Source organism: Enterobacter sp. BIDMC93, assembly GCF_001037805.1.
Taxonomy (GTDB): Bacteria; Pseudomonadota; Gammaproteobacteria; order Enterobacterales; family Enterobacteriaceae; genus Enterobacter; species Enterobacter hormaechei_C.
On the sequence record NZ_KQ089962.1, the window covers coordinates 4,637,511 to 4,663,452 of the forward strand.

At 56.4% G+C, this 25,942-nt stretch carries 23 protein-coding genes; 7 read left to right on the forward strand and 16 right to left on the reverse strand.

Annotated elements, in window-relative coordinates:
* Positions 1-89: 89 nt before the first annotated feature.
* Complete coding sequence (gene ulaG, locus SK58_RS21660) at positions 90-1,154, forward strand: L-ascorbate 6-phosphate lactonase (RefSeq protein WP_048220416.1); 1,065 nt, start codon at positions 90-92, stop codon at positions 1,152-1,154.
* Between the two features lie 110 nt (positions 1,155-1,264).
* A complete protein-coding gene (ulaR, locus tag SK58_RS21665; protein WP_003856014.1) occupies positions 1,265-2,020 on the forward strand; it encodes an HTH-type transcriptional regulator UlaR in 756 nt (251 codons plus the stop codon).
* On the opposite strand, the gene yjfP is transcribed toward ulaR, so the two are convergent.
* Positions 2,017-2,739 carry an esterase gene (gene yjfP, locus SK58_RS21670; protein ID WP_023302960.1) on the reverse strand — a complete coding sequence of 241 codons (723 nt, stop codon included), beginning with the start codon at positions 2,737-2,739 and terminating at the stop codon, positions 2,017-2,019. The genes ulaR and yjfP overlap by 4 nt on opposite strands.
* A 137-nt stretch (positions 2,740-2,876) precedes the next feature.
* Here yjfP and bsmA point away from each other — a divergent pair, with 137 nt between their 5' ends.
* The 3 genes from bsmA (at position 2,877) to SK58_RS21685 (ending at position 5,732) form a co-directional block, all read left to right on the forward strand.
* On the forward strand, positions 2,877-3,206 hold the full coding sequence (bsmA, locus tag SK58_RS21675) for a biofilm peroxide resistance protein BsmA (protein ID WP_017383949.1): 330 nt from the start codon (positions 2,877-2,879) through the stop codon (positions 3,204-3,206).
* A gap of 148 nt (positions 3,207-3,354) precedes the next feature.
* The gene (gene yjfN, locus SK58_RS21680) at positions 3,355-3,630 is read left to right on the forward strand and encodes a DUF1471 family protease activator YjfN (RefSeq protein ID WP_017694671.1); all 276 of its coding nucleotides are present in this window, start codon (positions 3,355-3,357) and stop codon (positions 3,628-3,630) included.
* Positions 3,631-3,800: 170 nt separating this feature from the next.
* The gene (locus tag SK58_RS21685) at positions 3,801-5,732 is read left to right on the forward strand and encodes a methyl-accepting chemotaxis protein (protein WP_023302959.1); all 1,932 of its coding nucleotides are present in this window, start codon (positions 3,801-3,803) and stop codon (positions 5,730-5,732) included.
* Here SK58_RS21685 and SK58_RS21690 read toward each other — a convergent pair.
* On the reverse strand, positions 5,729-7,351 hold the full coding sequence (locus SK58_RS21690; RefSeq protein WP_023302958.1) for an isovaleryl-CoA dehydrogenase: 1,623 nt from the start codon (positions 7,349-7,351) through the stop codon (positions 5,729-5,731). The two genes, SK58_RS21685 and SK58_RS21690, sit on opposite strands and share 4 nt — an antisense overlap.
* 195 nt (positions 7,352-7,546) lie before the next feature.
* On the opposite strand from SK58_RS21690, the gene SK58_RS21695 reads away from it, so the two are divergent.
* Positions 7,547-8,821, forward strand: coding sequence for an MFS transporter (locus tag SK58_RS21695; protein ID WP_015572471.1), 1,275 nt, complete (start codon positions 7,547-7,549; stop codon positions 8,819-8,821).
* 91 nt (positions 8,822-8,912) lie between these two features.
* On the opposite strand, the gene rlmB is transcribed toward SK58_RS21695, so the two are convergent.
* The 14 genes from rlmB to nnr all read right to left on the reverse strand — a co-directional run bounded on the left by rlmB (position 8,913) and on the right by nnr (position 24,683).
* Positions 8,913-9,644: a 23S rRNA (guanosine(2251)-2'-O)-methyltransferase RlmB gene (gene rlmB, locus SK58_RS21700; protein ID WP_015572470.1), complete on the reverse strand. Its 732-nt coding sequence runs from the start codon at positions 9,642-9,644 to the stop codon at positions 8,913-8,915.
* A gap of 63 nt (positions 9,645-9,707) precedes the next feature.
* Complete coding sequence (gene rnr, locus SK58_RS21705) at positions 9,708-12,149, reverse strand: ribonuclease R (RefSeq protein WP_023295804.1); 2,442 nt, start codon at positions 12,147-12,149, stop codon at positions 9,708-9,710.
* Positions 12,150-12,187: 38 nt separating this feature from the next.
* The gene (gene nsrR / locus SK58_RS21710) at positions 12,188-12,613 is read right to left on the reverse strand and encodes a nitric oxide-sensing transcriptional repressor NsrR (RefSeq protein ID WP_003855998.1); all 426 of its coding nucleotides are present in this window, start codon (positions 12,611-12,613) and stop codon (positions 12,188-12,190) included.
* Positions 12,614-12,805: 192 nt separating this feature from the next.
* Positions 12,806-14,104, reverse strand: coding sequence for an adenylosuccinate synthase (locus SK58_RS21715; protein WP_003855997.1), 1,299 nt, complete (start codon positions 14,102-14,104; stop codon positions 12,806-12,808).
* 103 nt (positions 14,105-14,207) lie between these two features.
* Positions 14,208-14,405, reverse strand: a complete 198-nt coding sequence (locus SK58_RS21720) for a DUF2065 domain-containing protein (RefSeq protein ID WP_003855996.1) — start codon at positions 14,403-14,405, stop codon at positions 14,208-14,210.
* A 71-nt stretch (positions 14,406-14,476) separates the two neighbouring features.
* Positions 14,477-15,481 carry a protease modulator HflC gene (gene hflC, locus SK58_RS21725; RefSeq protein WP_003855994.1) on the reverse strand — a complete coding sequence of 335 codons (1,005 nt, stop codon included), beginning with the start codon at positions 15,479-15,481 and terminating at the stop codon, positions 14,477-14,479.
* Between the two features lie 2 nt (positions 15,482-15,483).
* On the reverse strand, positions 15,484-16,743 hold the full coding sequence (hflK, locus tag SK58_RS21730; protein WP_003855992.1) for an FtsH protease activity modulator HflK: 1,260 nt from the start codon (positions 16,741-16,743) through the stop codon (positions 15,484-15,486).
* A gap of 56 nt (positions 16,744-16,799) precedes the next feature.
* The gene (gene hflX / locus SK58_RS21735) at positions 16,800-18,080 is read right to left on the reverse strand and encodes a ribosome rescue GTPase HflX (protein WP_003855991.1); all 1,281 of its coding nucleotides are present in this window, start codon (positions 18,078-18,080) and stop codon (positions 16,800-16,802) included.
* 74 nt (positions 18,081-18,154) lie between these two features.
* Positions 18,155-18,466, reverse strand: coding sequence for an RNA chaperone Hfq (gene hfq / locus SK58_RS21740; RefSeq protein ID WP_003855990.1), 312 nt, complete (start codon positions 18,464-18,466; stop codon positions 18,155-18,157).
* Positions 18,467-18,551: 85 nt separating this feature from the next.
* A complete protein-coding gene (miaA, locus tag SK58_RS21745) occupies positions 18,552-19,502 on the reverse strand; it encodes a tRNA (adenosine(37)-N6)-dimethylallyltransferase MiaA (RefSeq protein ID WP_023302956.1) in 951 nt (316 codons plus the stop codon).
* A complete protein-coding gene (gene mutL, locus SK58_RS21750) occupies positions 19,495-21,339 on the reverse strand; it encodes a DNA mismatch repair endonuclease MutL (RefSeq protein WP_045330360.1) in 1,845 nt (614 codons plus the stop codon). The genes miaA and mutL overlap by 8 nt, the downstream gene beginning before the upstream one ends.
* A gap of 9 nt (positions 21,340-21,348) precedes the next feature.
* On the reverse strand, positions 21,349-22,689 hold the full coding sequence (amiB, locus tag SK58_RS21755) for an N-acetylmuramoyl-L-alanine amidase AmiB (protein ID WP_023295800.1): 1,341 nt from the start codon (positions 22,687-22,689) through the stop codon (positions 21,349-21,351).
* A 16-nt stretch (positions 22,690-22,705) separates the two neighbouring features.
* The gene (gene tsaE, locus SK58_RS21760; RefSeq protein ID WP_003855970.1) at positions 22,706-23,167 is read right to left on the reverse strand and encodes a tRNA (adenosine(37)-N6)-threonylcarbamoyltransferase complex ATPase subunit type 1 TsaE; all 462 of its coding nucleotides are present in this window, start codon (positions 23,165-23,167) and stop codon (positions 22,706-22,708) included.
* Entirely contained in the window at positions 23,160-24,683 is a 1,524-nt protein-coding gene (nnr, locus tag SK58_RS21765) for a bifunctional ADP-dependent NAD(P)H-hydrate dehydratase/NAD(P)H-hydrate epimerase (RefSeq protein WP_045350213.1), read from the reverse strand. Before nnr ends, tsaE begins: the two co-directional genes overlap by 8 nt.
* On the opposite strand from nnr, the gene queG reads away from it, so the two are divergent.
* Positions 24,682-25,821 carry a tRNA epoxyqueuosine(34) reductase QueG gene (gene queG / locus SK58_RS21770; RefSeq protein ID WP_015572463.1) on the forward strand — a complete coding sequence of 380 codons (1,140 nt, stop codon included), beginning with the start codon at positions 24,682-24,684 and terminating at the stop codon, positions 25,819-25,821. The genes nnr and queG overlap by 2 nt on opposite strands.
* Positions 25,822-25,942 lie beyond the last annotated feature (121 nt).

Sequence of the window (25,942 nt, forward strand, 5' to 3'; positions counted from 1 at the left end):
CAGCCATTGCAAATCGATTAAAACAGTGCCAGCATTAATCACAACAAGTCATATAGTGATTACTTTTGATTAAAACCAGGAGTCAAACGATGAGTAAAGTGAAAACCATCACCCGTGAATCATGGATTCTGAGTACCTTTCCGGAGTGGGGTAGCTGGCTGAACGAAGAGATCGAGCAGGAACAGGTTGCTCCTGGCACATTTGCGATGTGGTGGCTGGGCTGCACCGGGATCTGGCTGAAATCAGAAGGCGGCGCCAACATTTGTGTTGATTTCTGGTGCGGCACCGGCAAACAGAGCCACGGCAATCCACTGATGAAAAAAGGCCACCAGATGCAGCGTATGGCCGGCGTTGAAAAGCTCCAGCCGAACCTGCGCACCACGCCTTTCGTGCTGGATCCTTTTGCCATTCGTCAGATCGACGCCGTACTCTCTACCCACGATCACAACGATCATATCGACGTGAACGTGGCGGCAGCGGTAATGCAAAACTGCGCGGACGACGTACCGTTTATTGGGCCGCAGACCTGCGTGGATTTGTGGATTGGCTGGGGCGTGCCAAAAGAGCGCTGCATCGTGATGAAGCCGGGCGACGTAGTGAAAATCAAAGACATTCAAATTCACGCGCTGGATGCCTTTGACCGTACCGCGCTGATCACCCTGCCTGCCGACCAGAAAGCCGCAGGCGTACTGCCAGACGGGATGGATGAGCGCGCGGTGAACTACCTGTTCAAAACGCCCGGCGGTTCCCTGTATCACAGCGGTGACTCCCACTACTCCAACTATTACGCGAAGCACGGTAACGAGCATCAGATTGACGTGGCGCTTGGCTCTTACGGTGAAAACCCGCGCGGGATCACCGACAAAATGACCAGCGCAGACATGCTGCGTATGGCCGAAGCGCTGAACACCAAAGTGGTGATCCCGTTCCACCACGATATCTGGTCAAACTTCCAGGCCGATCCGCAAGAGATCCGCGTCCTGTGGGAGATGAAAAAAGACCGCCTCAAGTATGGCTTCAAGCCGTTCATCTGGCAGGTTGGCGGCAAGTTCACCTGGCCGCTGGATAAAGACAATCTTGAGTACCACTACCCGCGTGGTTTCGATGATTGCTTTACGATTGAACCCGATCTGCCGTTCAAATCCTTCCTCTGATTCTGAGGCCCAATCGCCAGACCTTGCGTCTGGCGATGTCATATTTATCTTAGTAATTTCACGCTATTTCAAATATCATCTTTTCAAATCAATTCTTATCGGAATAGCTCATGACGGAAGCGCAACGGCATCAAATTTTACTGGAACTCCTGGCGCAAACAGGGTTTATCACCGTCGAGAAAGTGATCGAACGTTTAGGGATCTCCCCCGCTACCGCGCGGCGGGACATTAACAAGCTGGATGAGAGCGGCAAGCTGAAAAAAGTCCGCAACGGTGCAGAGGCCATCAGCCAGCAGCGTCCACGCTGGACGCCGATGAACATCCACCAGGCGCAGAATCACGATGAAAAGGTGCGGATTGCCAGAGCGGCATCACAGCTGGTAAATCCTGGAGAAAGCGTGGTGATCAACTGCGGTTCGACGGCGTTTCTGCTGGGCCGTGAGATGTGCGGCAAGCCGGTGCAAATCATCACCAACTATTTGCCGCTGGCCAACTATCTCATTGACCAGGAACATGAAAGCGTGGTGATCATGGGCGGCCAGTATAACAAGAGCCAGTCCATCACCCTTAGCCCGCAGGACAGTGAAAACAGCCTCTACGCCGGGCACTGGATGTTTACCAGCGGCAAAGGTCTGACGGCGGATGGCCTGTATAAAACCGATATGCTCACCGCAATGGCAGAACAGAACATGCTTAACGTAGTGGGCAAACTGGTGGTGCTGGTCGACAGCAGCAAGGTCGGTGAACGCGCCGGCATGCTTTTCAGCCGCGCCGAGCAAATCAGCATGGTGATCACCGGCAAAAACGCCAACCCCGAGATCCTCAGCAAGCTGGAGGATCAGGGTGTCACAGTGCTGCGCGTTTAAAGGTGCTGACGGAAGAATTCCACGGTTGACTCCAGCGCGGCCGGGGTAATACGGTGCCGGACACCTGCTCCCCACAGGCAGGTCAGATTGCTGTCCAGCCCTTCACGCTGTAGCGCCTGTTGCAGGCGGAACGTTTCACCGGGCGGTACGACGTCATCGGCGTCCCCATGCCACAGAAGCAGCGGACGATCGGCCAGCTGCGAAAGCGCATGGCTGACGTCCCATTCAGACAACAGGGCCTCAATCTCCTGAGGGGCCTGCGGCGGGAACAGCGTCTTTGCCAGTGACGTAAAGTAGCCCGATCCCATCAGGCAAGCCACGGACGTCACCTCCGGATGCCTGGCCATGATCCCCAGCGCCGTCATTCCGCCCATTGATGCGCCTGCGACCGCCAGCCGTTTCCCCTCCACCAGCCCGGCCTGCAAGAGCGCGTCACGCAGCCCGGCGAACTCGGTCAGATTGCCGTGCAGCGTTTGCCAGAACAGCCCCAGCCGCGCCTGCTCATCGCCCGTAAAGCGTGCCCCATGATTCGGCGCATCAGGCATGACCACCCGGAAACCGGCCTGCGCCAGCGCGACGGCAAAATAGCTGTAGACCAGCTTCGAGGAGAGAAAGCCATGATAGAAAACTACCGTCGGCAGCGGCTGTTCACCTTTACCAGCCGAAAAAGCATGGATGATTTCATGCCCACTCAGCTGGCGAGTTTCAATTTCAATCATTGTCGATCCTGTGCTGATGAATGATTCATAATGTTGAGAGCTGGATTACGGTTTCACGATATTTTCATTCGAAATCTACGTCCCAGATAACACTTCGGGAACATTCCCCCAAAACTAAATTCGCAGACAACTACACTATGGCTATCAGGAAAAGAGACAGGTTTATGCGCAGGCTTACGGCTTTATTGCTGGTCTCACTGCTCAGCGGATGTTCCATATTGCAGGGTACGCCAGAACCGGCGCCGCCGGTTACCGATCATCCTCAGGAAATTCGTCGTAATCAGACGGAAGGATTACAACGCCTGGGTACCGTATCCGCGATGGTTCGTGGTTCCCCGGATGATGCAGAAGACGCAATTGAAGCACAGGCAGTTGCCGCAAAAGCAGATTATTACGTCATCACGATGATTGATGAAACCATTATTACGGGACAGTGGTACGCCCAGGGAATTTTGTACCGTAAGTAAGCATCATCATTTGAACGACTTTTACACTGCTTTGCGTCCGTAGACATTTTCCTGTCCACAATAAACTCCATGCCAGCAACAATGGAAATGAGTTTATTCGCGAAGGATTGCCCGGCGGATACCGGAGACACGTGAAAAGGAGCTGACGATGAAACGAACCCTTGCTTTAACGACGCTATTGCTTTCAGCGGGCCTGCTGAGCACCACGGCGCAGTCGGCCGAATTTGCCAGCGCGGATTGCGTCACGGGCCTGAACGAGATTGGTCAGATCTCCGTCAATAATATCACGGGAAGTCCGCAAGACGTTGAACGTGTCGTCGCCCTGAAGGCCGATGAACAGGGCGCATCCTGGTATCGCATCGTCCAGATGCAGGAAGATAACCATGTTAATCACTGGCGCGTGCAGGCCATTCTTTATGCATAATCCCTTCCGATAAAAGCCACTTAATTTTAGTGGCTTTTCACTTTTGCAAATTTTTTATCCCTCCCGAAACTTAATAAAAACAAATAGGTAACATTCAGTTACATTAAACATATAAACGTTCTCTTCGCTCTGCCGTTGAACAGCCATCACTTTTCAATAATGAGCAATTTATGATCACCTTTTTCCGCCGGGCAGGTCTGGGCACGAAGCTATCGCTGCTAACAGGTGCAAGTGTCGCCACGCTTTTTTTGCTGTTCACTTTTCTGTTGAGCCACAACGCCAGCCAGCAGCTTGAAGATCTTGCGGTTGAAGACCTGCATAACCAGTCCACCGGCATGGTGGATATGGTAGAGATGTTCAACACCAGCCTGAGCGAAGAGGTTGAAAGCTATACCCGTCTGTTCACCACCTTTTTGCCACAGCCGCTGAACAGCGACAGCAGCCAGAGCCGGACCATAAACGGGCTTACCGTTCCTCTGCTGAAAGGCGGCGAAACGGAGTTGCATGAAAACAATACGCTTTCTGATGACTTCCTGAGCCGAACGGGCGCCATCTCGACGCTGTTTGTCCGCAGCGGTAACGATTTTATCCGCGTGGCCACGTCGCTGCGCAAAGAGAATGGCGACCGCGCCATCGGAACCGTTCTTGATACCACCAGCCCGGCATTTGCGGCTGTCACCAAAGGGGAGGTCTATCGTGGCCTCGCGCTGCTGTTCGGCAAGCGCTATATCACGCAGTACCAGCCTGTTAAAAATGCGGAAGGCCAGGTTATCGGGATTATCTTTGTCGGCGTGGACATCACCCATTCGTGGAACGTCATGCGCGAGAAAATCCTTAACCGTCGTCTGGGCGAGAGCGGCCACTTCTTTGTACTGGATCGCAGCAGCGGCAAAACGCGCGGACAGTATCTGTTCCATGCCAGCGATGAGGGCAAACTGCCCAACTGGGACACGGCGACACAGCAGCAGCTTCTGAGTGATAAAGCCGGCACGCTGGAGCGCGTGAGCGCAGATGGCCGTACGCTCAAAGTTGCCTACACGCCGCTGCCGGGCTGGAACTGGACCATCGTGGGTGAAGTGGATAAAGCCGTACTGCTTTCAAGCGTCACCACGCTGCGCGATCGCTTCCTGATCGCGGGCGTGGTGCTATCCGCGCTCTTCGCGGGCCTGTTCGTTATCCTCATTCGCCGGATGCTAACCCGCCCACTGCGCGCAGTGATCGCGCTTGCACGGCAGTATGCCGCAGGCGATCTGCGCGCCAGCCTGCCGGTAACCCGCCAGGATGAGGTCGGCCAGCTGATTGATGCCATCAACGGGATCGGGGGCGGCCTGCAAAAAATTGTGTTGCAGGTCCGCGAGGCCGCAAGCGAAATCCATCTGGGGACTAACGCGCTGGCTTCAGATACCGGCGAGATCTCTGAACAGATCAACAAGCAGGCCAGCAGCGTTGAGGAGACCTCCGCCAGCATGGAGCAATTAGCCGCCACCGTGCAGCAAAATGCCGCCAACATGGAGCAAACGCAGCAGCTGGTGGGTGAAACCTCGCGCGCGGTGCATCAGGGTGGAGAGACGGTGACCCACGCAGTCTCCACCATGGATGATATTCGTGATGCATCGAAACGCATTGAAGACATCACCCGCGTGATTGAGTCCATCGCTTTCCAGACCAATATCCTGGCGCTCAATGCGGCGGTTGAAGCGGCGCGGGCGGGCGAGCACGGGAAAGGTTTCGCAGTGGTGGCGCAAGAGGTGCGCGCCCTGGCCGCACGCAGCGCCAATGCGGTAAAAGAGATTGAACAGTTGATTGGCGACACGCTGAACAAGGTGAGCGAAGGCCATGCGCTGTCTGAGCAGACGCGTCTGGCGATGGATGCCATCATTGTTCATATCGATAACATCAGCCAGCTTGTCACCGAGATCAACCACGCCTCCCGCGAGCAGTCTGCGGGGATTGGTCAGGTGAATCTGGCGATGACGCACATCGGTGAGGCATCGCACATCAATGCCGATCGCATCTCACGCAGCGAGCAGACGGCACAGACGCTGCGCGAGAAGGGTTCACATCTCACCCGGCTGGTGAGCCTGTTCCAGCTGAAAGCTTAACCGACCCGGCCCGTGGCACGCAGCAGCAGGTCGGTTTGCACCTGTTCGCTCATCAGCGTGCCGCCTCGGGTATCCAGCATCATGCGGCACCACGCCTGCGCCACGGGCGGCGATGCGTGCCGCAGCATCTGACTTCCGGCCCCGAGTAAAAAGAGCTGCCGCGCGATCTCCCTGCCCTGCGCTTCCTGCGGTTTACGCAGCTTCTGCTGTAGCTGCCGCCAGCTGCGATCGAAATGCCTGTCCTGGCCTTTGACCTGCGCGAAATCATCGGCGAGCAGGTCGAGAATACCCGACTGCTTCGCCAGCACGCGCAGTACATCCAGGCACATAATATTGCCAGAGCCTTCCCAGATGCTGTTGACGGGCATTTCACGGTACAACCGTGGAAGCTCACTCTCTTCGCAATAGCCTGCGCCGCCCAGCACCTCCATTGCCTCTGCCACAAACGGTATGCCCGCTTTGCAGACGCTGTATTTTGCCGCCGGAGTGAAAAGCCGCGCCCATGCGACCTCCTGCGGGTCGGTGCGGTTGTCCCACGCCCGGGCGAGTCGGAACAGCAGTGCCGTGTGTCCCTCCAGCACCAGCGCCATACGGCTTAGCACGTCGCGCATTAACGGCTGGTCGATCAGATTTTTGCCGAAGGTCTGCCGCTGATGGGCATGATAAAGCGCCACCGAGAGCGCACGGCGCATCAATCCGTGGCTGCCAAGCGCACAGTCAAAGCGCGTCAGCCCGCCCATCTTCAGAATTTGCCGGACACCTTCACCCTCTTCGCCCAGCAGCCAGCCGTAAGCATCAAGGAACTCAGCCTCACTGCTGGCATTTGAACGGTTACCGAGCTTGTCCTTCAGACGCTCAAGGCGCACGGCATTACGTTGCCCGTCGGGTAAAAAACGCGGAACAAAAAAGCAGGAAAGCCCGCCCTTCGCCTGCGCCAGCACCAGATGCGCATCGCTCTGCGGCACGGAGAAAAACCATTTGTGCCCCACCAGCCGGTAACTGCCATCACTGCATTTCTCTGCTTTGGTGGTATTACTGAGTACGTCCGAACCGCCCTGCTTTTCCGTCATCCCCATGCCGATCAGCAGGCCGCGCTTTTGCGCCCCCGGTGCGAGATGGGGATCGTAGCGATCGCTCATCAGCGGCGTTAACCAGTCGTGAAACGGTTTGGGCAGCGACTGTAGCAACAGCGGCGTGGCGGCGAAGGTCATGGTCACCGGGCATAGCGTTCCCGCCTCCACCTGTGCATGAAGCACAAAACGCGCGGCCCGGGCGACGAACGATCCTTTCCGCGCCTCCTCCTCCCACGCCAGGTTGTGCACCCGGTTGGCGCAAAGCCCCTGCATCAGAAGATGCCATGCCGGATGAAAGCGGACGTCATCCAGCCTCGCTCCCGTGGCGTCATAACGCAGCAGTTCCGGCGGATTAACGTTCGCCAGCCTGCCCAGCTCCAGCGACTCCGCCGTACCCAACTGCTGTCCGATGCTGGCAAGAAGATCCACATCCCACTCAGCCCCTTCGCGCGCTACCGCATCGCGCAGGGCGCAATCAGAGAGAAAAAGGTTGCTGTTCGATAGCGGTGCAGGTTGATTAAAAACGGTATGTGTCTGCCAGTGCATGCTGTCTCCCTCCTTTCATTGGCAATAAAGGTAAGTATGGACAGAGGGCATGCACGCTGCATGGGAGGGGGGTCACACGATGACGATCGTGTTGATATCATTCGTGAAATAGCTCACAGAACATAAGAATAAACTATTTCATTACTTCACCAATGCTGAATAATTTATTCTTACCCCGTTTATGTGAGGATCGTTATGCAACAGGATGCGCACAAGCGTGCATTAATTGCAGGCTCCATCGGTAATTTCATCGAGTGGTATGAATTTGCGGTCTACGGTTTTCTGGCAACGGTGATTGCCAGAAACTTCTTCCAGCTTGAGGGGGAAGCGGAGCTCACCAGCCTGATCCTCACCTGGGCCTCGTTCGCCATCGCTTTCTTCTTCCGTCCGCTGGGTGCGGTGGTCTTTGGCCGCATTGGCGACAGGATTGGCCGCAAACCGACGCTGATTATAGTGCTGGTATTGATGACGCTCGCCACCGCTGCCATCGGTATTGTGCCGGTCTACGCCAGTATCGGGATTGCCGCGCCGCTGATCGTTACGCTCCTGCGTATTCTGCAAGGACTGTTCGCGGGCGGTGAGTATGGCGGTGCGGTCTCATTGATGACGGAGTTCGCCCCGCGCGGCAAGCGCGGTCTTTACGGGGCATGGCAGTCCTTTACCGTGGCGCTCGGGCTGTTAGCGGGCGCAGGCATTGTCGCGTTGCTCTCTGCCCTGCTCTCCCCTGAAGCCTTGCACGACTGGGGCTGGCGCATTCCGTTCTTCCTGGCGCTGCCGATGGGTGCGGTCGCGCTATGGCTGCGGGTGAGCATGGAAGAGACGCCGAGCTTTGTGCAGCAACGGGAAAAACCGGTTGTTACTCAGGCCAGCACCGCCGCCACGTTCAAAACCATCCTGATGGGCATTGGCCGCGTGATGGTCTGGTCTGCGGCGGGTTATACCTATCTGGTGATTATGCCGACCTATCTGCAATCTGCGCTGCACACCGGTTTTAACCAGGCGTTACTGATTGCGGTGATTTCTAACATTGGGTTTGCGCTCACGATCATTCCGTCGGGCATGCTGAGCGACAGGATCGGGCGGCGCACGGTGATGATTATCGCCACCGTGCTCCTGCTGATCCTCGCCCTGCCGCTGCTGAAAATTTTGCAGGCGGAATCCAGTACGCTGGCAGTCAAAGCGATTGTGGTGCTGATTGCGGGGGGTCTGGTTGGGATGCTGGCAGGGCCGGGGCCGGCAATGCTGTCTGAGATGTTCCCGACGCGCGTGCGTTATACCGGGCTGGGGCTGGCCTATTCTCTGTCGAATGCGATCTTCTCGGGCTGTGCGGGGCTGATCATTACCGGGCTGATTAAAGAGACGGGCAATCTGGATATTCCGGCGTACTACGTGATGGCAACGGCGGTGGTGAGTATTTTCGCGCTGATGACGCTGAGAAAGGATGACCATTTACGGTCGTTAGAGGAGTGAGATTGTTGCCCGGTGGCGCTACGCTTACCGGGCCTACGGTACCATGCTTTTGTAGGCCGGGTAAGGCGAAGCCGCCACCCGGCACAACAGGCTACCCGCGCTGACGCACCGCTTCAAACAGGCAGATACCCGTCGCAACGGAAACGTTCAGGGACGATACGCTGCCCGCCATTGGGATGCTGATCAGCTCATCGCAGTGCTCGCGCGTCAGACGACGCATACCTTCGCCTTCCGCTCCCATCACCAGCGCCATACGGCCGGTCATTTTGCTCTGGTACAGGGTGTGATCCGCTTCACCGGCTGTTCCTACGATCCAGATATTTTCTTCCTGCAACAGACGCATGGTGCGCGCCAGGTTAGTCACGCGGATTAACGGGACGTTTTCCGCCGCGCCGCAGGCGACTTTTTTAGCGGTAGCGTTAAGCTGCGCGGAGCGATCTTTTGGCACAATCACCGCATGCACGCCTGCTGCATCGGCGCTACGCAGGCACGCGCCCAGGTTATGTGGGTCGGTTACGCCATCGAGGATCAGGAAGAACGGGTTCTCCAGCCCGGCGATCAGATCCGGCAGATCGTTCTCCTGATACTGACGGCCTGGCTTCACGCGCGCGATAATACCCTGGTGTACAGCACCTTCGCTTTTTTCATCCAGATACTGGCGGTTCGCCAGCTGGATCACTACGCCCTGCGCTTCCAGCGCGTGGATCAGCGGCATCAGACGTTTATCTTCACGCCCTTTCAGAATAAAAACTTCCTGAAAACGCTCCGGCGCGCGCTCCAGCAGGGCCTGCACCGCGTGGATGCCGTAAATCATTTCACTCATTGATGGTTCTCGTAATAAATATTTTCCCTCTCCCGTTGGGGAGAGGGTCAGGGTGAGGGGAAATTACTCCGCCTGCTGTTTCTTCGCCGCGCGCTTCGCTTTGGTCGCGGCCGCTATTTTTTGGGTCTTGGTCGACGGTTTTTTCGCTTTACGAGCGTCTTTTTTCGCCGCCTTGGGCTTCTGTTTCTTCTCGCCACGGAAAGCACTGTCTGGCTCAAAGTTTACTCTTTTACCTGCCTGACGTCGCTTACCGCCCGCTTTACCGTTACCGCCTTTTTTCGCTTTCTCACGCTCGGTTTTGCCGACGTTACGCGGAGCACGCTCGCTGGAGATGAGGCTGAAGTCGATTTTACGGTCGTCCATATTCACGGCTTCAACCTTCACTTCCACCCGATCGCCCAGACGGTAGGTCTGGCCGCCGGATTCGCCGATCAGACGTTGTCCGACCTGGTCGAAGCGGTAGTAATCGTTATCGAGGCTGGAAACGTGCACCAGACCGTCGATAAACAGCTCATCCAGACGCACGAAGAAGCCAAAGCCGGTGACGCTGGCAATCACGCCTTTAAAGACGTTACCCACCTGATCCAGCATAAAGTCACACTTCAGCCAGTCCGCCACGTCGCGCGTCGCTTCATCCGCACGACGCTCGGTCATGGAACAATGCTGGCCCAGTTGCAACATCTCGTCCATGGAGTAGTGATACCCTCCGGTTTCGGTCGTGTTGCCTTTATGACCCTGCTCGTGCGCCAGCAGATACTTGATCGCACGGTGCAGGGACAGATCCGGATAACGGCGGATCGGCGAGGTAAAGTGCGCGTACGACTGTAACGCCAGACCAAAGTGGCCCCGGTTTTCAGGATCGTAAATCGCCTGCTTCATGGAGCGCAGCAGCATGGTTTGCAGCATTTCCGCGTCAGGACGATCGCTGATGGATTCCAGCAGCTCGGCGTAATCGCGTGGCTCAGGCTTATTACCGCCAGGCAGCTCCAGGCCGAGTTCAGCCAGCACGGAGCGGAACGAGGTTACGGCCTCCGTGGTTGGCTTGTCGTGAATACGGAACAGCGCAGGCTCTTTGGCTTTCTCAACGAAACGTGCCGCCGAGATGTTCGCCAGGATCATACACTCTTCAATCAGCTTGTGCGCATCGTTACGCTGAGTCTGTTCGATACGCTCGATACGACGCTCAGCGTTAAAGATAAACTTCGCCTCTTCACTCTCAAACGAGATCCCACCGCGCTCTTCGCGCGCCTGATCCAGCGTTTTGTAGAGGTTGTGCAGCTCTTCGATGTGTTTGACCAGCGGCGCGTACTGTTCGCGAAGATCCTGATCGCCCTGCAACATATGCCAGACCTTGGTATAGGTCAGGCGCGCATGAGAACTCATCACCGCTTCGTAGAACTTATAGCCCGTCAGACGTCCCTTGCTGGAGATGGTCATCTCGCAGACCATACACAGGCGGTCCACCTGCGGGTTGAGGGAACACAGGCCGTTGGAGAGCACTTCTGGCAGCATCGGTACAACCTGCGACGGGAAGTAGACCGACGTACCGCGGCTGCGCGCTTCGTTATCCAGCGGCGTGTGCGGACGCACGTAATAGCTCACATCCGCGATAGCCACCCACAGACGCCAGCCGCCACCGCGTTTTTTCTCGCAATATACGGCATCATCGAAGTCACGGGCGTCTTCACCATCAATGGTGACCAGCGGCAGATCGCGCAGATCCACGCGGCCTGCTTTGGACTCTTCCGGCACTTCTTCACGCAGGTTTTCAATCTGATCTTCAACCGCTTTCGGCCAGACATACGGAATTTCATGGGTACGCAGCGCCATATCGACGGCCATGCCGGTGCCCATGTTATCGCCCAGCACTTCGACGATTTTACCCACCGCTTTGGTGCGACGGGTTGGGCGCTGGGTGAGTTCCACCACCACCACAAAGCCCATGCGTGCGCCCATCACCTCTTCAGGCGGGATGAGAATGTCGAAGCTCAGACGGCTGTCGTCCGGCACCACAAAGCCTACGCCCGCATCGGTAAAGTAACGGCCTACAATCTGGCTGGTTTTCGGCACCAGCACGCGGACCACGCGCGCTTCGCGGCGGCCTTTACGGTCTGCACCCAGCGGCTGCGCCAGGATCTGGTCGCCGTGAATACACATCTTCATCTGTTCGGATGAGAGGTACAGGTCGTCTTTACGGCCTTCCACGCGCAGGAAGCCGAAGCCATCGCGATGACCAATAACGGTGCCTTTCAGCAGGTCGAGGCGTTCTGGCAGCGCGTAGCACTGGCGACGAGTAAAGACAAGTTGCCCGTCACGTTCCATGGCGCGCAGGCGGCGGCGAAGGGCTTCAATTTGCTCTTCACCTTCAATGTTCAGTTCAACGGCAAGTTCTTCACGATTGGCGGGTTTTTCGCGTTTTGTTAAGTGTTCAATGATGAACTCGCGGCTGGGGATAGGATTCGCGTATTTTTCGGCTTCGCGTTCCTGGAAAGGATCTTGTGACATGTCGGTTCCTCCGTTGTCAGCTCCGGTGGAAATTTTCTTCATTCCACCAGCAATAATTTATAAAGCGGTTGATTCTCTTCAACCAAATCGGCCAGCGTGTAGTTATCCAGTTCCTTGAGAAAACTTTGCACGGCCTTTGAAAGCGCCTGTTTCAGGCGGCAAGCGGGCGTAATGTGGCAGAACGCGCTGCTACAGTTCACCAGAGAGAGCGGCTCCAGTTCACGTACCACATCGCCAATACGGATACTCTGCGCCGGTTTACCGAGACGGATCCCTCCATTCTTCCCGCGGACGGCAGCAACGTATCCGGCACGACTAAGTTGATTGATTATTTTGACCATATGATTACGGGACACACCGTACACCTCTGTGACTTCAGAGATGCTGGTCATCTTCCCATCGGGTAACGACGCCATGTAAATCAGCGCGCGTAAGCCGTAATCGGTGAAACTTGTTAACTGCACATCAACCTCAGGAAAAAGGGAAAACGCGGTCAAACCGCAGAGATATTCATTAATGATGATAAACCAGCCAGATAGTTAGCGGCTAATTTATTTGACAGACGGGGCGAAAAAGCGGAGATCCAGGAGCGGTCGCCGGATGGCGCTGCGCTTATCCGGCCTACGGGTTTCCCCGCAGGCCAGCAGTCACGAAGATTATGCGTCGAACGGGTCGCGCAGGATCATCGTTTCAGTACGATCCGGGCCGGTAGAAATAATATCGATCGGCACTTCGGTCAGTTCTTCAATGCGCTTGATGTAGTCCAGCGCGGCTTTAGGCAGGCCACTACGCTCTTTCACACCAAAGGTAGTCTCAGACCAGCCCGGCATGGTTTCGTAGATTGGCTCAATGCCTTCCCAGTCGTCAGCAGCCAGCGGAGTGGTGGTCACTTCGCGGCCATCAGGCATACGGTAGCCTACGCAGATTTTCACTTCTTTCAGGCCGTCCAGTACGTCCAGCTTGGTCAGGCAGAAGCCAGACAGGGAGTTGATCTGCACTGCGCGACGTACGGCAACGGCGTCCAGCCAGCCGGTACGACGACGACGACCGGTGGTCGCGCCAAACTCGTTACCCTGCTTGCACAGGAACTCGCCGGTCTCATCAAACAGTTCGGTCGGGAATGGACCTGCACCCACGCGAGTGGAGTACGCTTTGATGATGCCCAGAACGTAATCGACATAACGCGGGCCCAGACCGGAGCCGGTTGCCACGCCACCCGCGGTGGTGTTAGAGGACGTTACGTACGGATAGGTACCGTGGTCGATGTCCAGCAGCGTACCCTGCGCACCTTCAAACATGACGAAATCGCCACGCTTACGCGCCTGGTCCAGCAGATCGGACACATCAACAACCATACCGGTCAGAATATCAGCAATCGCCATGACGTCATCCAGCACTTTCTGGTAGTCAACGGCTTCGGCTTTGTAGAAGTTCACCAACTGGAAGTTGTGATATTCCATCACTTCTTTCAGTTTTTCAGCGAAGGTCGCTTTGTCAAAGAGGTCACCCACGCGCAGACCGCGACGAGCCACTTTATCTTCGTAAGCCGGGCCGATACCACGACCGGTGGTGCCGATCGCTTTCGCGCCACGCGCTTTTTCACGCGCCACGTCCAGCGCCACATGATAATCCAGGATCAGCGGGCAGGCTTCGGAGAGCAGCAGACGCTCACGAACAGGGATACCACGGTCTTCCAGACCTTTCATCTCTTTCATCAGCGCAGCGGGAGACAGCACAACGCCGTTACCGATGATGCTGGTGACGTTTTCGCGAAGAATGCCTGATGGAATAAGATGGAGGACGGTTTTTTCACCGTTGATTACGAGAGTATGGCCTGCGTTGTGACCGCCCTGGTAGCGTACAACATATTTAGCCCGTTCAGTCAGAAGATCAACAATCTTCCCTTTACCTTCGTCACCCCATTGGGTGCCCAGTACGACGACGTTGTTACCCATTTTTTCAAAATCACCGTTTGCTTAAAAATGGATTCTACCATCGCTTTTTCAGATATACAGCACTTTTTGACCCTAAAATATGCCAATTGCGGTTAGTTTTTGATCAGCCAATCGTTTTCCTCAACATGTAGTAGATAACGATACCGGCAACCACAAGACCACCGCCAAAACGACGCAAAATATTGTCCGGGAGTTGGCTCATTGTCGCGATCATCCGGCGCCATGCGCGCGGATAGAGCATCGGGCCGAGGCCTTCCAGCACCAAAACCAGGGCCAGTGCGAGCCAGATCGTGGAGTTCATTTTTCATCCTTATAAAAGAAAACCACCGCTCCGTGAAGAGCGGTGGTTTGAATACTCAAACGAGCCTGAGTTTATCGCGTTGCGTTGGTCGGCGTCTTCATATAACGGAAGAAATCGCTGTCCGGGCTGAGCACCATCACATCCTGGTTGCTCTTGAAGCTATTCTCGTAAGCGCGAAGGCTACGGATGAAGGCGTAGAAGTCTGGATCCTGGCTGAATGCATCAGCAAACAGTTTAGCCGCTTCGGCATCACCTTCACCGCGCAGGATACGACCCTGGCGCTCAGATTCCGCCAGCGTCTTGGTGACTTCATAGTCCGCTGCCGCGCGCAGTTTTTCCGCTTCTTCCTGACCCTGTGAACGGTGACGACGGGCTACCGCTTCACGCTCGGCGCGCATACGGTTGTAGATCGCCTCGGACACTTCCGCTGGCAGGTTGATCTGCTTGATGCGCACATCAACCACTTCGATGCCCAGCGCCGCCATACTGTTCGGGTTGATCACCGGCACTTTACCGTTGGTTTCAGCCTGAACACGTTCAGCCGCTTTGGCAATCGCATCGTCTGCCGCCGGGGTTTCAACTTCATCCTCGGTGCCCGCAGAGCCGGAGTTCAGCGCATCACGCACTTCCAGCGTCAGACGACCACGGGAGTCGGTCACAATGTCTTTCACATCCAGACGACCAATTTCAGAACGCAGACGGTCAGAGAACTTACGTTTCAGCAGCACTTCTGCCTGAGAAACGTCGCCACCCCCGGTTGCCAGGAAGTAGCGGCTGAAATCGCTGATGCGCCATTTGATATAGGAATCAACGATCAGGTCTTTCTTCTCTTTGGTCACGAAACGATCGGCCTGGTTATCCATGGTCTGGATACGCGCATCGAGCGTTTTCACTGACTGAATGAACGGGATCTTAAAGTGCAGACCCGGCTCATAAATCACCGGACGCTTGTCGCCATCACGCACGACGCTGCTGAACTGGAACTTGATCCCACGCTCGCCCTCTTTCACCACAAAGATGGAGGTGTAGAGCACGACCAGTACGATGATGATGATCGCAATAACTGACTTACGCATCCTTATTCCCCCTGACGCTGGTAGTCGTTACGCTGCGCGTTAGCACGGCGTTGGTCCATAATGTCACCATCGTTCGAAGAAGGCGTTGTGTTCGCGCTGGCGCTGCCAGACGAGGCCGGTGGCAGACGCAGCAGGTTGTTCGCACCGCTGTTGTCTTTTGCTGCCGGTGCAGAACCGCCTTTCAGCATCTGATCCAGCGGCAGGACCATCAGGTTTCCGCCTTTGTTGTCGTTAACCAGCACTTTACGCGTATGGCTCAGCACTTTTTCCATGGTCTCGATATAGAGACGCTCACGGGTAATTTCCGGCGCGGCTTTATATTCCGGCAGGATCTTCGCAAAGCGAGCCACTTCACCCTGTGCTTCCAGGATGGTCTGGGTCTTATACGCACGCGCTTCTTCCAGAATACGCTGCGCCTGACCGTTTGCACGCGGCTGAACTTCGTTGGTGTACGCTTCCGCTTCACGGATGTACTGCTGTTCGTTTTCACGCGCGGCAATCGCATCGTCAAACGCGGCTTTCACCTCTTCCGGCGGACGTGCAGCCTGGAAGTTGACGTCCAGCAGGGTGATACCCATGTTGTACGGACGGATGGTCTCTTCCAGCTCACGCTGGGTATCGCTACGAATAACGGTACGACCTTCGGTCAGGATACGGTCCATGGTGTATTTGCCGATCACGCCACGCAGGGCGCTGTCGGTTGCCTGACGCAGGCTGTCATCGGCGCTGGTCACGCTAAACAGATAACGTTCCGGATCGGTCACGCGGTACTGTACGTTCATCTCAACGCGCACCACGTTCTCGTCAGAGGTCAACATCACGCCAGAGGCGGCCAGCTCACGGACGGACTCCACGTTAACCGCGGTCACGTCATCAATGAAGGTCGGCTTCCAGTTCAGGCCCGGTTCAACCAGATGGCTGAACTTACCGAAACGGGTGACCACGCCGCGTTCTGCTTCTTTAATGGTGTAGAACCCGCTGGCTGCCCAGATGATTACCACCGCAGCGGCGACAATGCCCACCACGCGGCCACCCATTGGCGGGCGCGGACTCTGAGTGGAATTGCCACCCGAGCCAGAACCTTTTCCTCCGCCAAGGCCACCAAGCTTTTTGCTCAGTTTGCGGAAGATATCATCCAGATCCGGCGGCCCCTGCTCGCGACCACCTTTGTTGCCATTTCCCCCAGAGTTGCCGCCTTGATTATTGCTGCTTCCCCACGGGTCGCGGTCTTGTCCGTTATTACCGGGCTGATTCCACGCCATGTATATGCTCCATATTTGTTATGCAAGGGCGAATTTTTCAGGCTTCCCCTTTCTGATCAGACGATATAGTCCGCCAGCGCAGGTTCTTGTTTACAGAGGCGACGCCAGTCAACGATCGGCATACGCACCTGCATCCCCACGCTGCCGTCATCCTCCATCCACTCTTTTTCTATCGCCTGAAGCTGATAAAACCGGCTGCGCAGCCTGCCTTCCTGTGGCGGCAGTCGCAGCGTGTGCTGAGCTACCTCACCGGAAAGACGTTCTGTCAAAGCCTGGAAAAGCAGTGGCACACCAATCCCGGCCTGAGCAGACAGCCAGACCCGAATCGGTTTGTTCTCTTCGTCTCGGTCGATACGCGGTTCGAAATCGTCCAGCATATCGATCTTGTTCATCACCAACAGGGTGGGAATTTCGTGGGCGTCGATCTCTTCGAGCACCACGTTCACCGCGTCGATGTTCTCCTGCACGCGTACGTCCGCCGCATCAATGACGTGCAGCAGCAGGGTCGCCTGACGCGTCTCCTGCAACGTCGCTTTAAACGCCGCGACCAGATCGTGCGGCAGATGGCGGATAAACCCTACGGTATCCGCCAGCACCGTTTCACCCACGTCTGCGACGTCAATACGGCGCAGGGTTGGGTCCAGGGTCGCAAACAGCTGGTCTGCGGCATACACCTGGGCCTCGGTTATCTGGTTAAACAGGGTGGATTTACCGGCGTTGGTATAACCCACCAGCGACACCGTTGGGATATCGGCTTTCGTTCGCGCCCGACGCCCCTGTTCGCGCTGTTTCTCTACACGTTCCAGACGTGAAAGGATCTGAGTTATACGCCCACGCAGCAAACGGCGGTCGGTTTCGAGCTGGGTTTCACCCGGGCCGCGCAAACCAATCCCGCCTTTTTGTCTTTCAAGGTGTGTCCAGCCACGCACCAGACGCGTCGCCAGATGGCGCAACTGCGCCAGCTCAACCTGCAACTTACCCTCGTGGGTACGCGCACGCTGAGCAAAAATATCTAAGATCAACCCCGTGCGATCGATTACACGGCATTCGCAGAGAGCTTCCAGGTTACGTTCCTGAGCCGGAGACAGCGCATGATCAAACAGCACAACGGATGCGCCGGTTGCTTTTACGGCATCCGCAATTTCAACTGCTTTACCTTCACCAACAAAGTACTTCGGGTGCGGCGCTTTACGGCTACCGGTAATCACCTGCATTGCTTCGACACCGGCGGAAGAGACCAGAGATTCAAACTCCTGGAGGTCTTCCATATCTTTGTCTTGCGAAAAATAGATGTGTACCAGCACCGCCTGCTCACCGGCGTCATAACGGTCAAACAAGCGTAAACCTCTCTAAAAAGATCAGCGGGGAACGCAGGATCCCTGGCTCCCCGTGTGGATAACAGCCCAAAACCTTATTCGGTTTCTTCGCTGTCCTGCGCTGGTGTTGAAGAACCCTGCGCGTTGCTGCCGTGATGGTAGTTACTGCCAGTGCCGCCGCCAGCGTTATTGCTGTGATGAGATACCGGACGGGACGGAACAACAGTAGAAATCGCGTGCTTATAGACCATCTGGCTGACCGTGTTTTTCAACAGGATCACGAACTGATCGAAAGACTCAATCTGACCTTGCAGCTTAATACCATTCACCAAATAAATAGAAACTGGAACACGCTCCCGACGCAATGCGTTCAGGAACGGATCTTGTAAAGATTGCCCCTTAGCCATTCTATCTTTTCCTTATATGCTTGTTTTGTACTTAGAACCTTGCGATTCTGAAAAATTGCGCACGATACGGCTTAATTGTACACATTCAGTCAGCGATATCACCAATAACCTCAATCACTTCGTTTAACGCCTGTTGTGGTTTTTCACTGTCTAACCAGTGAACACCCTCCCAACCGCGTAACCAGGTGATCTGGCGCTTCGCTAACTGTCTCGTGGCGCAAACACCTCGATAAACCATTTCATCGTATGAAATCTCACCTTCAAGATACGACCACATCTGGCGGTATCCCACACAACGAATGGAAGGCATGTCCGTATGCAAATCTCCACGGGCAAAAAGCGCCCGCACTTCTGCTTCAAAATCTGAAGCCAACATCTGATGAAAACGCTGCTCAATTCGTTGATGGAGCAGTTCACGGCTCGCCGGGGCGATGGCGAACTGATGCACCTGATACGGCAGAGCGTCTCCTGACGTTTGCGTCAGTTCCGTTAAAGTTTTACCCGAAATGAAAAAAACTTCCAGTGCCCGGGAAAGCCTTTGCGGATCGTTTGGGTGGATCCGCGCTGCGGCAACCGGGTCAATCTCTTCCAGTTGCCTGTGCAAAGCGTCCCACCCCTGCTCTGCCGCCTGCCGCTCAATCTTCGCTCTCACTTCCGGATCGGCCGATGGCAGAGGCGATAACCCCTCCAGCAGCGCCTTAAAGTAGAGCATCGTGCCGCCAACTAACAGCGGTATGCGTCCCGCGGCGGTAATCTCGGCCATCTCGGCTAAGGCGTCGCGGCGAAAATCTGCCGCGGAGTAAGCCTGTGCCGGGTCGAGAATATCCAGTAAACGGTGCGGTGCCGCACGCAGTTCGTCTGCGTTGGGCTTCGCCGTGCCGATGTCCATCCCTCGGTAGATGAGGGCTGAATCAACGCTAATCAACTCTACTGGCAAAACTTTACGTAACTCAATGGCTAACGCCGTTTTGCCGGAGGCCGTTGGCCCCATTAAAAAAATCGCCTTTGGCAGGCTCGCCTTACTTACTTCAGTCATGTTTCAGGGCGGTCATCGCCGTTTGTAAATCAACAGGTTGTAACAAACCACCTGGAGGCGCTTTCACCAGCTGTGGACAGAGGCGCTCCACCTCCGCCAGAACGGTAATCGCCTGCGCCATACTCCACGGTGCATGCTCGCTGGCCAGATGGCGGGCGATCCACTGCGCGGTATCGGCGGCATCAAACGTCGTTTGCTGCGCCAGGTAGCCTATCAGTTCAGGAATCAAGTTTTGTAAATTTTGTTGGCGTAAGGGTAAAGGCACTGCGCGAATTGTCACATGCTGCGCGTCCAGTACGATTTCAATCCCCATTTCGGCCAGTTGCGTCTGCACGCGCCGCAAAACCCCTGTTTCTTCAGGGGATATTTTCAGGCGAACGGGGATCAACAGCGGCTGCGCGCAGGCGGCATTCACCCCCGGAGTTAACTGCGCCTGTTTGAGCCAGCGCTCCGCCACGGAAAGCGCCAGCAACAGGAGTTTACCTTCGCGTTCAAGCAATGCCATGTCGGGGGCAATAATGGTCAATACCCGACCAAAACTCTGGCTATGCCCATCCAGAGAAGGGGTTGAAACCGTGATGTGCTCTTTATGCTCCACCGCCGGCGTATCCAGCAGTTTGCGGTACAGCGCCCCCTGCTGTTTGTGATAGCCCGGCTGAGCGTTGGGATAGTTGGCGCCGGTTGGTCGCGGCGCGTTGCCCGCCGGGGATAAACGTGGAGCAGCCGTCTCGCGCGCGACCGCCGGTTCGGCAAAATGGTTACGCCCGGCCGCCACGCGGTTTTCCGGCAGTGGGCGCGGCGCGGGCTCTTCTTTTGCCAGCGGCAACTCTGGCTCTGCCTGCTGCTGCAATACAGCGGCAACGCCCTGGTAGATGAAATCATGCACCAGGCGCGACTGGTGGAAACGCACCTCGTGCTTGGCGGGGTGCACGTTAACGTCAACCTGGTGCGGGTCGATCTCCAGATAAAGCACAAAGGCGGGCTGTTGATCGGCGCCGAGCTTATCTTCGCAGGCCTGTCGAATAGCGTGGTTAATCAGGCGGTCGCGCATCATGCGGCCGTTGACGTAGCAATACTGAATTTCTGCGAACGCGGCGCTGCTGGCGTTCGGATCGGCAACCCAGCCGCGCAGGGCCAGATCGCCATGCTGCCACTCAATGGACAGCGCTTTTTCCAGAAACGGTGTGCCGCAGATGGCGCCCAACCGACGCTCCTTTTGTCCACCCTCCGCCACTGCGCGGTACTGGCGCATCACCTTACCGTTATGGCTGAGGTTGAGGGTGACATCAAAGCGCGCCAGCGCGATGCGGCGGATGATCTCGTCGATATGTCCGAATTCGGTCTTCTCGGTTCGCATAAACTTGCGCCGGGCGGGCGTGTTATAGAAGAGATCCAGCACTTCAAGCGTGGTGCCTACCGGGTGCGCCGCAGGTTTAACCGTGACGTCCATATCACGCCCTTCGGCGTAGGCCTGCCAGGCTTCCTGCTGGTCGGCCGTGCGGGAGGTCAACGTTAAGCGGGAAACGGAGCTGATACTGGCCAGCGCTTCGCCGCGAAAACCCAGGCTGATAATCGCTTCCAGATCGTCAAGTGAGGCAATTTTACTGGTGGCATGACGCGCCAGCGCCAGCGCCAGCTCGTCCTTTTTGATGCCACAGCCGTTATCACGAATGCGGATAAGCTTTGCGCCCCCGCGTTCGATATCAATATCAATGCGGGTCGCCCCTGCATCGAGGCTGTTTTCCACCAGTTCCTTCACCACCGACGCAGGGCGTTCCACCACCTCACCGGCGGCGATTTGGTTCGCGAGCTGCGGCGGTAGAACCTGAATCGGCATGAACTCTCCTTAATTAGTCGCGGTCATCTCACCCGGCAGCGCGGCGCTTGCCGTCTGGGCGGCCCCGCCCTGCGGCGCAGACTGAAGCGGATGCGCGTCAAAGTATTTACGCAGACCGTTATAAATCGCTTCGGCAATTTGCTGCTGATAGCTGTCGCTGCCCAACAGGCGCTCTTCGCCGTTGTTACTGATAAAGCCCGTCTCTACCAGAATCGACGGAATATCCGGCGAACGCAGGACACCGAGGCTTGCATGCTCAGGGCGACGCTTATGCAGCGATCCAATGCTTTGCAGCTGGCTCAGTACGTTAGTGGCGACATCATACCCGACGCGCTGAGAATGACCGAACTGTAAATCCAACACCGCCTGGCTGAGATACGGATCGGCCTGGCTGTTTGCCAGCACATCGCCTGCCCCGCCTAATAGTTCAGACTGCTTCTCGTGCTCTTCAAGCCAGTTCGCCATTTCACTGTTGGCGCGACGGTTCGACAGCACCCATACCGACGCGCCGGTGGCGTTACGGTTCGGCGCAGCATCCGCGTGAATCGACACCAGGAAGTTGGCGTTTTGCTTACGCGCCACATCCGAGCGTCCCATCACTGAAATAAAGTAATCTCCGTCGCGGGTCATGACCCCTTTAAACATCGGATCGTCATTCAGAAGCGCACGCAGCTTACGGGCAATGGCGATAGTGACGTTTTTCTCCCGCGTGCCGCCCGGGCCAATCGCGCCAGGATCTTGCCCGCCGTGTCCGGCGTCGATGGCGATAATCACTTTGTCGCCACTGACCGGCGTACGCCGCGCGCTGACCGCCGGACGCGTCACCGTGTTGCTGCTGGTCACGGCGGTAAGTCGGTCATTTTGTGATTTAAACGGATTACGGGCTGGCTCAGACGGCCTTGGGGTATAAACCGGCGCCTCCACGCGTTTTGCTACAACAGGTGCAGGCGGTGGCGGGGGCGGAACATCAGCATTAATGGTAAAGACCACCGTATAATTGGCGCCGTTTTGCTGCTTAACCGCCTTCGTCTTGCCCTTTTCGGTGAGATCGACCACCAGACGCAGAGACTGCGCATCCTTCGGCGTCCCCGAACGGATGCTTTTCACCAGATTGTTGCCGCTGAACTGGAGCGGCAGCCCCTGGATCACTCCGGTCTGTTTAATATCGAGCGCCACGCTGCGGCTGTCGATTTGTGAGAAAGCATATTCAGGATCGCCCATAAAGCTGAACGTAATACGGGCCTGGCTATCGCCATTCGACACCTGAATATCCGAGAGGCTGGCCGCCCCGGCCTGCGCGCACAGCAGGACCGTGGCAGCCAGCACCCAACCTTTAACGCGATTAATCATCCCGTTATCCCTACGCTCAACCGGCTAAACGCGCCAGTAAGGAACAGCCTGATGAGGAAACCGCACTGATGCGCGCCTCACGCCCTTGTGCCTGGTAATCTAAGTGAATTTCGACATCCGGGTCAGGCAGCACACCCGCACCTTGTTGCGGCCACTCCACCAGGCAGATGGCGTCGTTGGCAAAGTAATCGCGGATCCCCATAAATTCCAGCTCCTCAGGATCCGCAAGACGATATAAATCAAAGTGGTACACCATGATATTTTCAAGCGTGTACGGTTCCACCAGCGTGTAGGTCGGGCTTTTTACGTTCCCGTTATGGCCTAACGCCTGCAAAAAGCCACGGCTGAAGGTTGTTTTACCCGCGCCTAAATCACCATACAGATAAATGACGGTCGCCCCCTGACAGGCCTGCGCCACGCGCTTGCCGAGATCTAAAGTGGCTTGTTCATCAGGTAAAGGAATCGCTCGATTAGTCATTTTCTACGTCAATCACATCCGGGTTAACAACACGCCGCAGCGTGCAAAAAAGATCGGTGGCCAGCATACCGCGCGTTCCGTAACAAGCAGCCAGCCTGTCAGCCGCCGCACCGTGGGCCACGCAGCCAGCACAGGCTGCATCATAAAGGGGAAGTTTCTGTCCGAGCAATGCGCCTATGATGCCAGAGAGCACATCGCCCATGCCGCCGCTCGCCATGCCTGCATTACCGGCATCAACGATGCCCATCGCACCATCGCTGGCGATAACGGTCCCCGCCCCTTTCAAAACGGCAACACCTCCGTAACGTTTTACCAGACGTTGGGCTGAAAGTAAGCGATCGCTTTCAATTTCTGCCACGCTACAGTTAAGCAGCCGTGCGGCTTCGCCGGGGTGCGGCGTCAGAATGCGATTGTGACGCTTATCCGGGTTTATTGCCAGAAGGTTAAGCGCGTCGGCATCCCAGAGCATCGGTTTACGAAAATTCTCGGCCTTTTGCAGGGCCTGTTTACCCCACTCCTGCTGACCCAGGCCCGGACCAATGACCACCACGTCCGCCCACTCAAGACCCTCTTCAATCGCCTGCGGGGTAAGCTCGTGGACCATCAGCTCCGGCCGCGCGGTAATAATGGGCGGGATGTTTTCGCTGCGGGTCAGCACGCGTATTAATCCGGCGCCGCTGCGCAACGCGGCCTCTCCGGTCATACGAATCGCACCTGCCGTGCCGCGATCGCCGCCGATAATCAGCAGTCGGCCATGGTCGCCCTTATGGGACGTGGGACGGCGCGGCGGCAGCCACTGTGCAAGCAGGGAGGCATCAAAGCGGGTGATGTGGGTATCCTGTCCGGCCAGCCAGTTTTCCAGCCCCAGGGCGTTGTGGTGTAACGTGCCCACGACATCCCGCGCTTTACCGGTAAGCAAACCCGGCTTCAGGGCGATAAAGGTCACGGTGCGCGCCGCCTCAATCGACACGCCCGGCGTCACGCCGGTTTGCGCCATCAGGCCGGAGGGAATATCCAGCGCTACCACCGGGGCGGGGTGCGCATTAGCGCGCGTAATCAGCGCGGCGACGTCATCGCGAGGCGCGCGCATCAGTCCCGTCCCCAGCAGACCGTCAACAATCACGTCGACATCCTCGGGCCAGACGATATCAGGCGCATGAATAATGCCCCCCGCATTCAGCCAGGCCTCTCTCGCCATGCCCGCTTCTTCCGGTAACGGCTTGTCGCTCTCCAGCGCCAGCAGGGTGACGCGCAGCCCCGCCGCCACCGCAAGACGAGCCACCACATAACCATCGCCACCGTTATTGCCGTGTCCGCACAGGATCAGATAGTGCGAAGCCTCCGGATAAGCCGTACGCGCCACGTTAAACGCCGCCTCGCCCGCGCGCTGCATCAGTTCGTAAAGGGTAATGCCCAGGCTATCTGCGGCCTCTTTCTCGGCCCGACGGAGGTCATCCGCATGCCAGATGGAATGTGGTATACTTGCGGGGTTTTTCTTCACAGTATGGTCCGTCATGTCACAGCCCCTCGATCTCAATGAATTAGCGCAAAAAATAAAACAGTGGGGTGCTGAACTGGGCTTCCAGAAGGTCGGTATTACTGACACCGACCTCTCTGCCAGCGAGCCTAAGCTCCAGGCATGGCTGGATAAACAATACCACGGCGAGATGGAGTGGATGGCGCGTCACGGTATGATGCGTGCCCGCCCCCACGAGCTGTTGCCGGGTACGCTGCGCGTTATTAGCGTACGCATGAACTATCTGCCTGCTAACGCGGCCTTTGCGCGCACGCTAAAAAATCCTTCGCTGGGTTACGTCAGCCGATACGCTCTGGGACGTGACTACCATAAACTTCTGCGCAACCGTCTAAAAAAGCTCGGGGAAACCATTCAGCAGCACTGTGTTTCGCTGAATTTTAGACCCTTTGTCGATTCTGCGCCTATTCTTGAGCGCCCGATCGCCGAAAAAGCCGGGCTCGGCTGGACAGGTAAGCACTCACTTATCTTAAGCCGCGACGCGGGCTCATTCTTTTTCCTGGGTGAACTGCTGATTGATTTACCCCTGCCGGTAGACGGTCCGGTGGAAGAAGGCTGTGGTCGCTGTGTGGCCTGTATGACCATCTGCCCAACGGGCGCTATTGTCGAACCGTATACCGTTGATGCGCGCCGCTGTATCTCTTATCTCACTATCGAGCTGGAAGGCGCCATTCCAGAGGAATTTCGTCCGCTTATCGGCAACCGCATCTACGGCTGTGATGACTGTCAGCTGATTTGTCCGTGGAACCGTTATTCACAGTTGACGGACGAAGAAGACTTCAGTCCGCGCAAGGCGTTACATGCCCCGCAGTTGATCGAACTGTTCGCCTGGAGCGAAGCCTGGTTCCTGAAGGTGACGGAAGGTTCCGCCATACGTCGTATCGGCCACCTGCGCTGGCTGCGTAATGTGGCCGTTGCGCTGGGGAATGCCCCGTGGGATGAGGCAAATCTTCAGGCGCTCGAAAGCCGCAGAGGTGAGCACCCACTTCTTGATGAGCACATAGAATGGGCGATTGCGCAGCAAATTGAGAAGCGAAATGCCGGCGTGGTTGAAGTGCAGTTACCGAAGAAACAGCGCCTGGTCAGGGTGATTGAAAAAGGGCTGCCGCGGGATGTGTGATATATTCACAGGCTGTGAATAAAAATAAGAATTCAGGCGCCATCAGCTCTGGCAAACAGGTCAAGTGATCTAAATAACATTTTGAAATCAAATTTTCTTCATAAATTACAAGGAATTACGA

Coding starts and splice junctions, on each gene's coding strand:
- ulaG (WP_048220416.1), top strand. CDS start 90: ATGAGTAAAGTGAAAACCATCACCCGTGAATCATGGATTCTGAGTACC.
- ulaR (WP_003856014.1), top strand. CDS start 1,265: ATGACGGAAGCGCAACGGCATCAAATTTTACTGGAACTCCTGGCGCAA.
- yjfP (WP_023302960.1), bottom strand. CDS start 2,739: ATGATTGAAATTGAAACTCGCCAGCTGAGTGGGCATGAAATCATCCAT.
- bsmA (WP_017383949.1), top strand. CDS start 2,877: ATGGCTATCAGGAAAAGAGACAGGTTTATGCGCAGGCTTACGGCTTTA.
- yjfN (WP_017694671.1), top strand. CDS start 3,355: ATGAAACGAACCCTTGCTTTAACGACGCTATTGCTTTCAGCGGGCCTG.
- SK58_RS21685 (WP_023302959.1), top strand. CDS start 3,801: ATGATCACCTTTTTCCGCCGGGCAGGTCTGGGCACGAAGCTATCGCTG.
- SK58_RS21690 (WP_023302958.1), bottom strand. CDS start 7,351: ATGCACTGGCAGACACATACCGTTTTTAATCAACCTGCACCGCTATCG.
- SK58_RS21695 (WP_015572471.1), top strand. CDS start 7,547: ATGCAACAGGATGCGCACAAGCGTGCATTAATTGCAGGCTCCATCGGT.
- rlmB (WP_015572470.1), bottom strand. CDS start 9,644: ATGAGTGAAATGATTTACGGCATCCACGCGGTGCAGGCCCTGCTGGAG.
- rnr (WP_023295804.1), bottom strand. CDS start 12,149: ATGTCACAAGATCCTTTCCAGGAACGCGAAGCCGAAAAATACGCGAAT.
- SK58_RS21715 (WP_003855997.1), bottom strand. CDS start 14,104: ATGGGTAACAACGTCGTCGTACTGGGCACCCAATGGGGTGACGAAGGT.
- SK58_RS21720 (WP_003855996.1), bottom strand. CDS start 14,405: ATGAACTCCACGATCTGGCTCGCACTGGCCCTGGTTTTGGTGCTGGAA.
- hflC (WP_003855994.1), bottom strand. CDS start 15,481: ATGCGTAAGTCAGTTATTGCGATCATCATCATCGTACTGGTCGTGCTC.
- hflK (WP_003855992.1), bottom strand. CDS start 16,743: ATGGCGTGGAATCAGCCCGGTAATAACGGACAAGACCGCGACCCGTGG.
- hfq (WP_003855990.1), bottom strand. CDS start 18,466: ATGGCTAAGGGGCAATCTTTACAAGATCCGTTCCTGAACGCATTGCGT.
- miaA (WP_023302956.1), bottom strand. CDS start 19,502: ATGACTGAAGTAAGTAAGGCGAGCCTGCCAAAGGCGATTTTTTTAATG.
- mutL (WP_045330360.1), bottom strand. CDS start 21,339: ATGCCGATTCAGGTTCTACCGCCGCAGCTCGCGAACCAAATCGCCGCC.
- amiB (WP_023295800.1), bottom strand. CDS start 22,689: ATGATTAATCGCGTTAAAGGTTGGGTGCTGGCTGCCACGGTCCTGCTG.
- tsaE (WP_003855970.1), bottom strand. CDS start 23,167: ATGACTAATCGAGCGATTCCTTTACCTGATGAACAAGCCACTTTAGAT.
- queG (WP_015572463.1), top strand. CDS start 24,682: ATGTCACAGCCCCTCGATCTCAATGAATTAGCGCAAAAAATAAAACAG.
- nnr (WP_045350213.1), bottom strand. CDS start 24,683: ATGACGGACCATACTGTGAAGAAAAACCCCGCAAGTATACCACATTCC.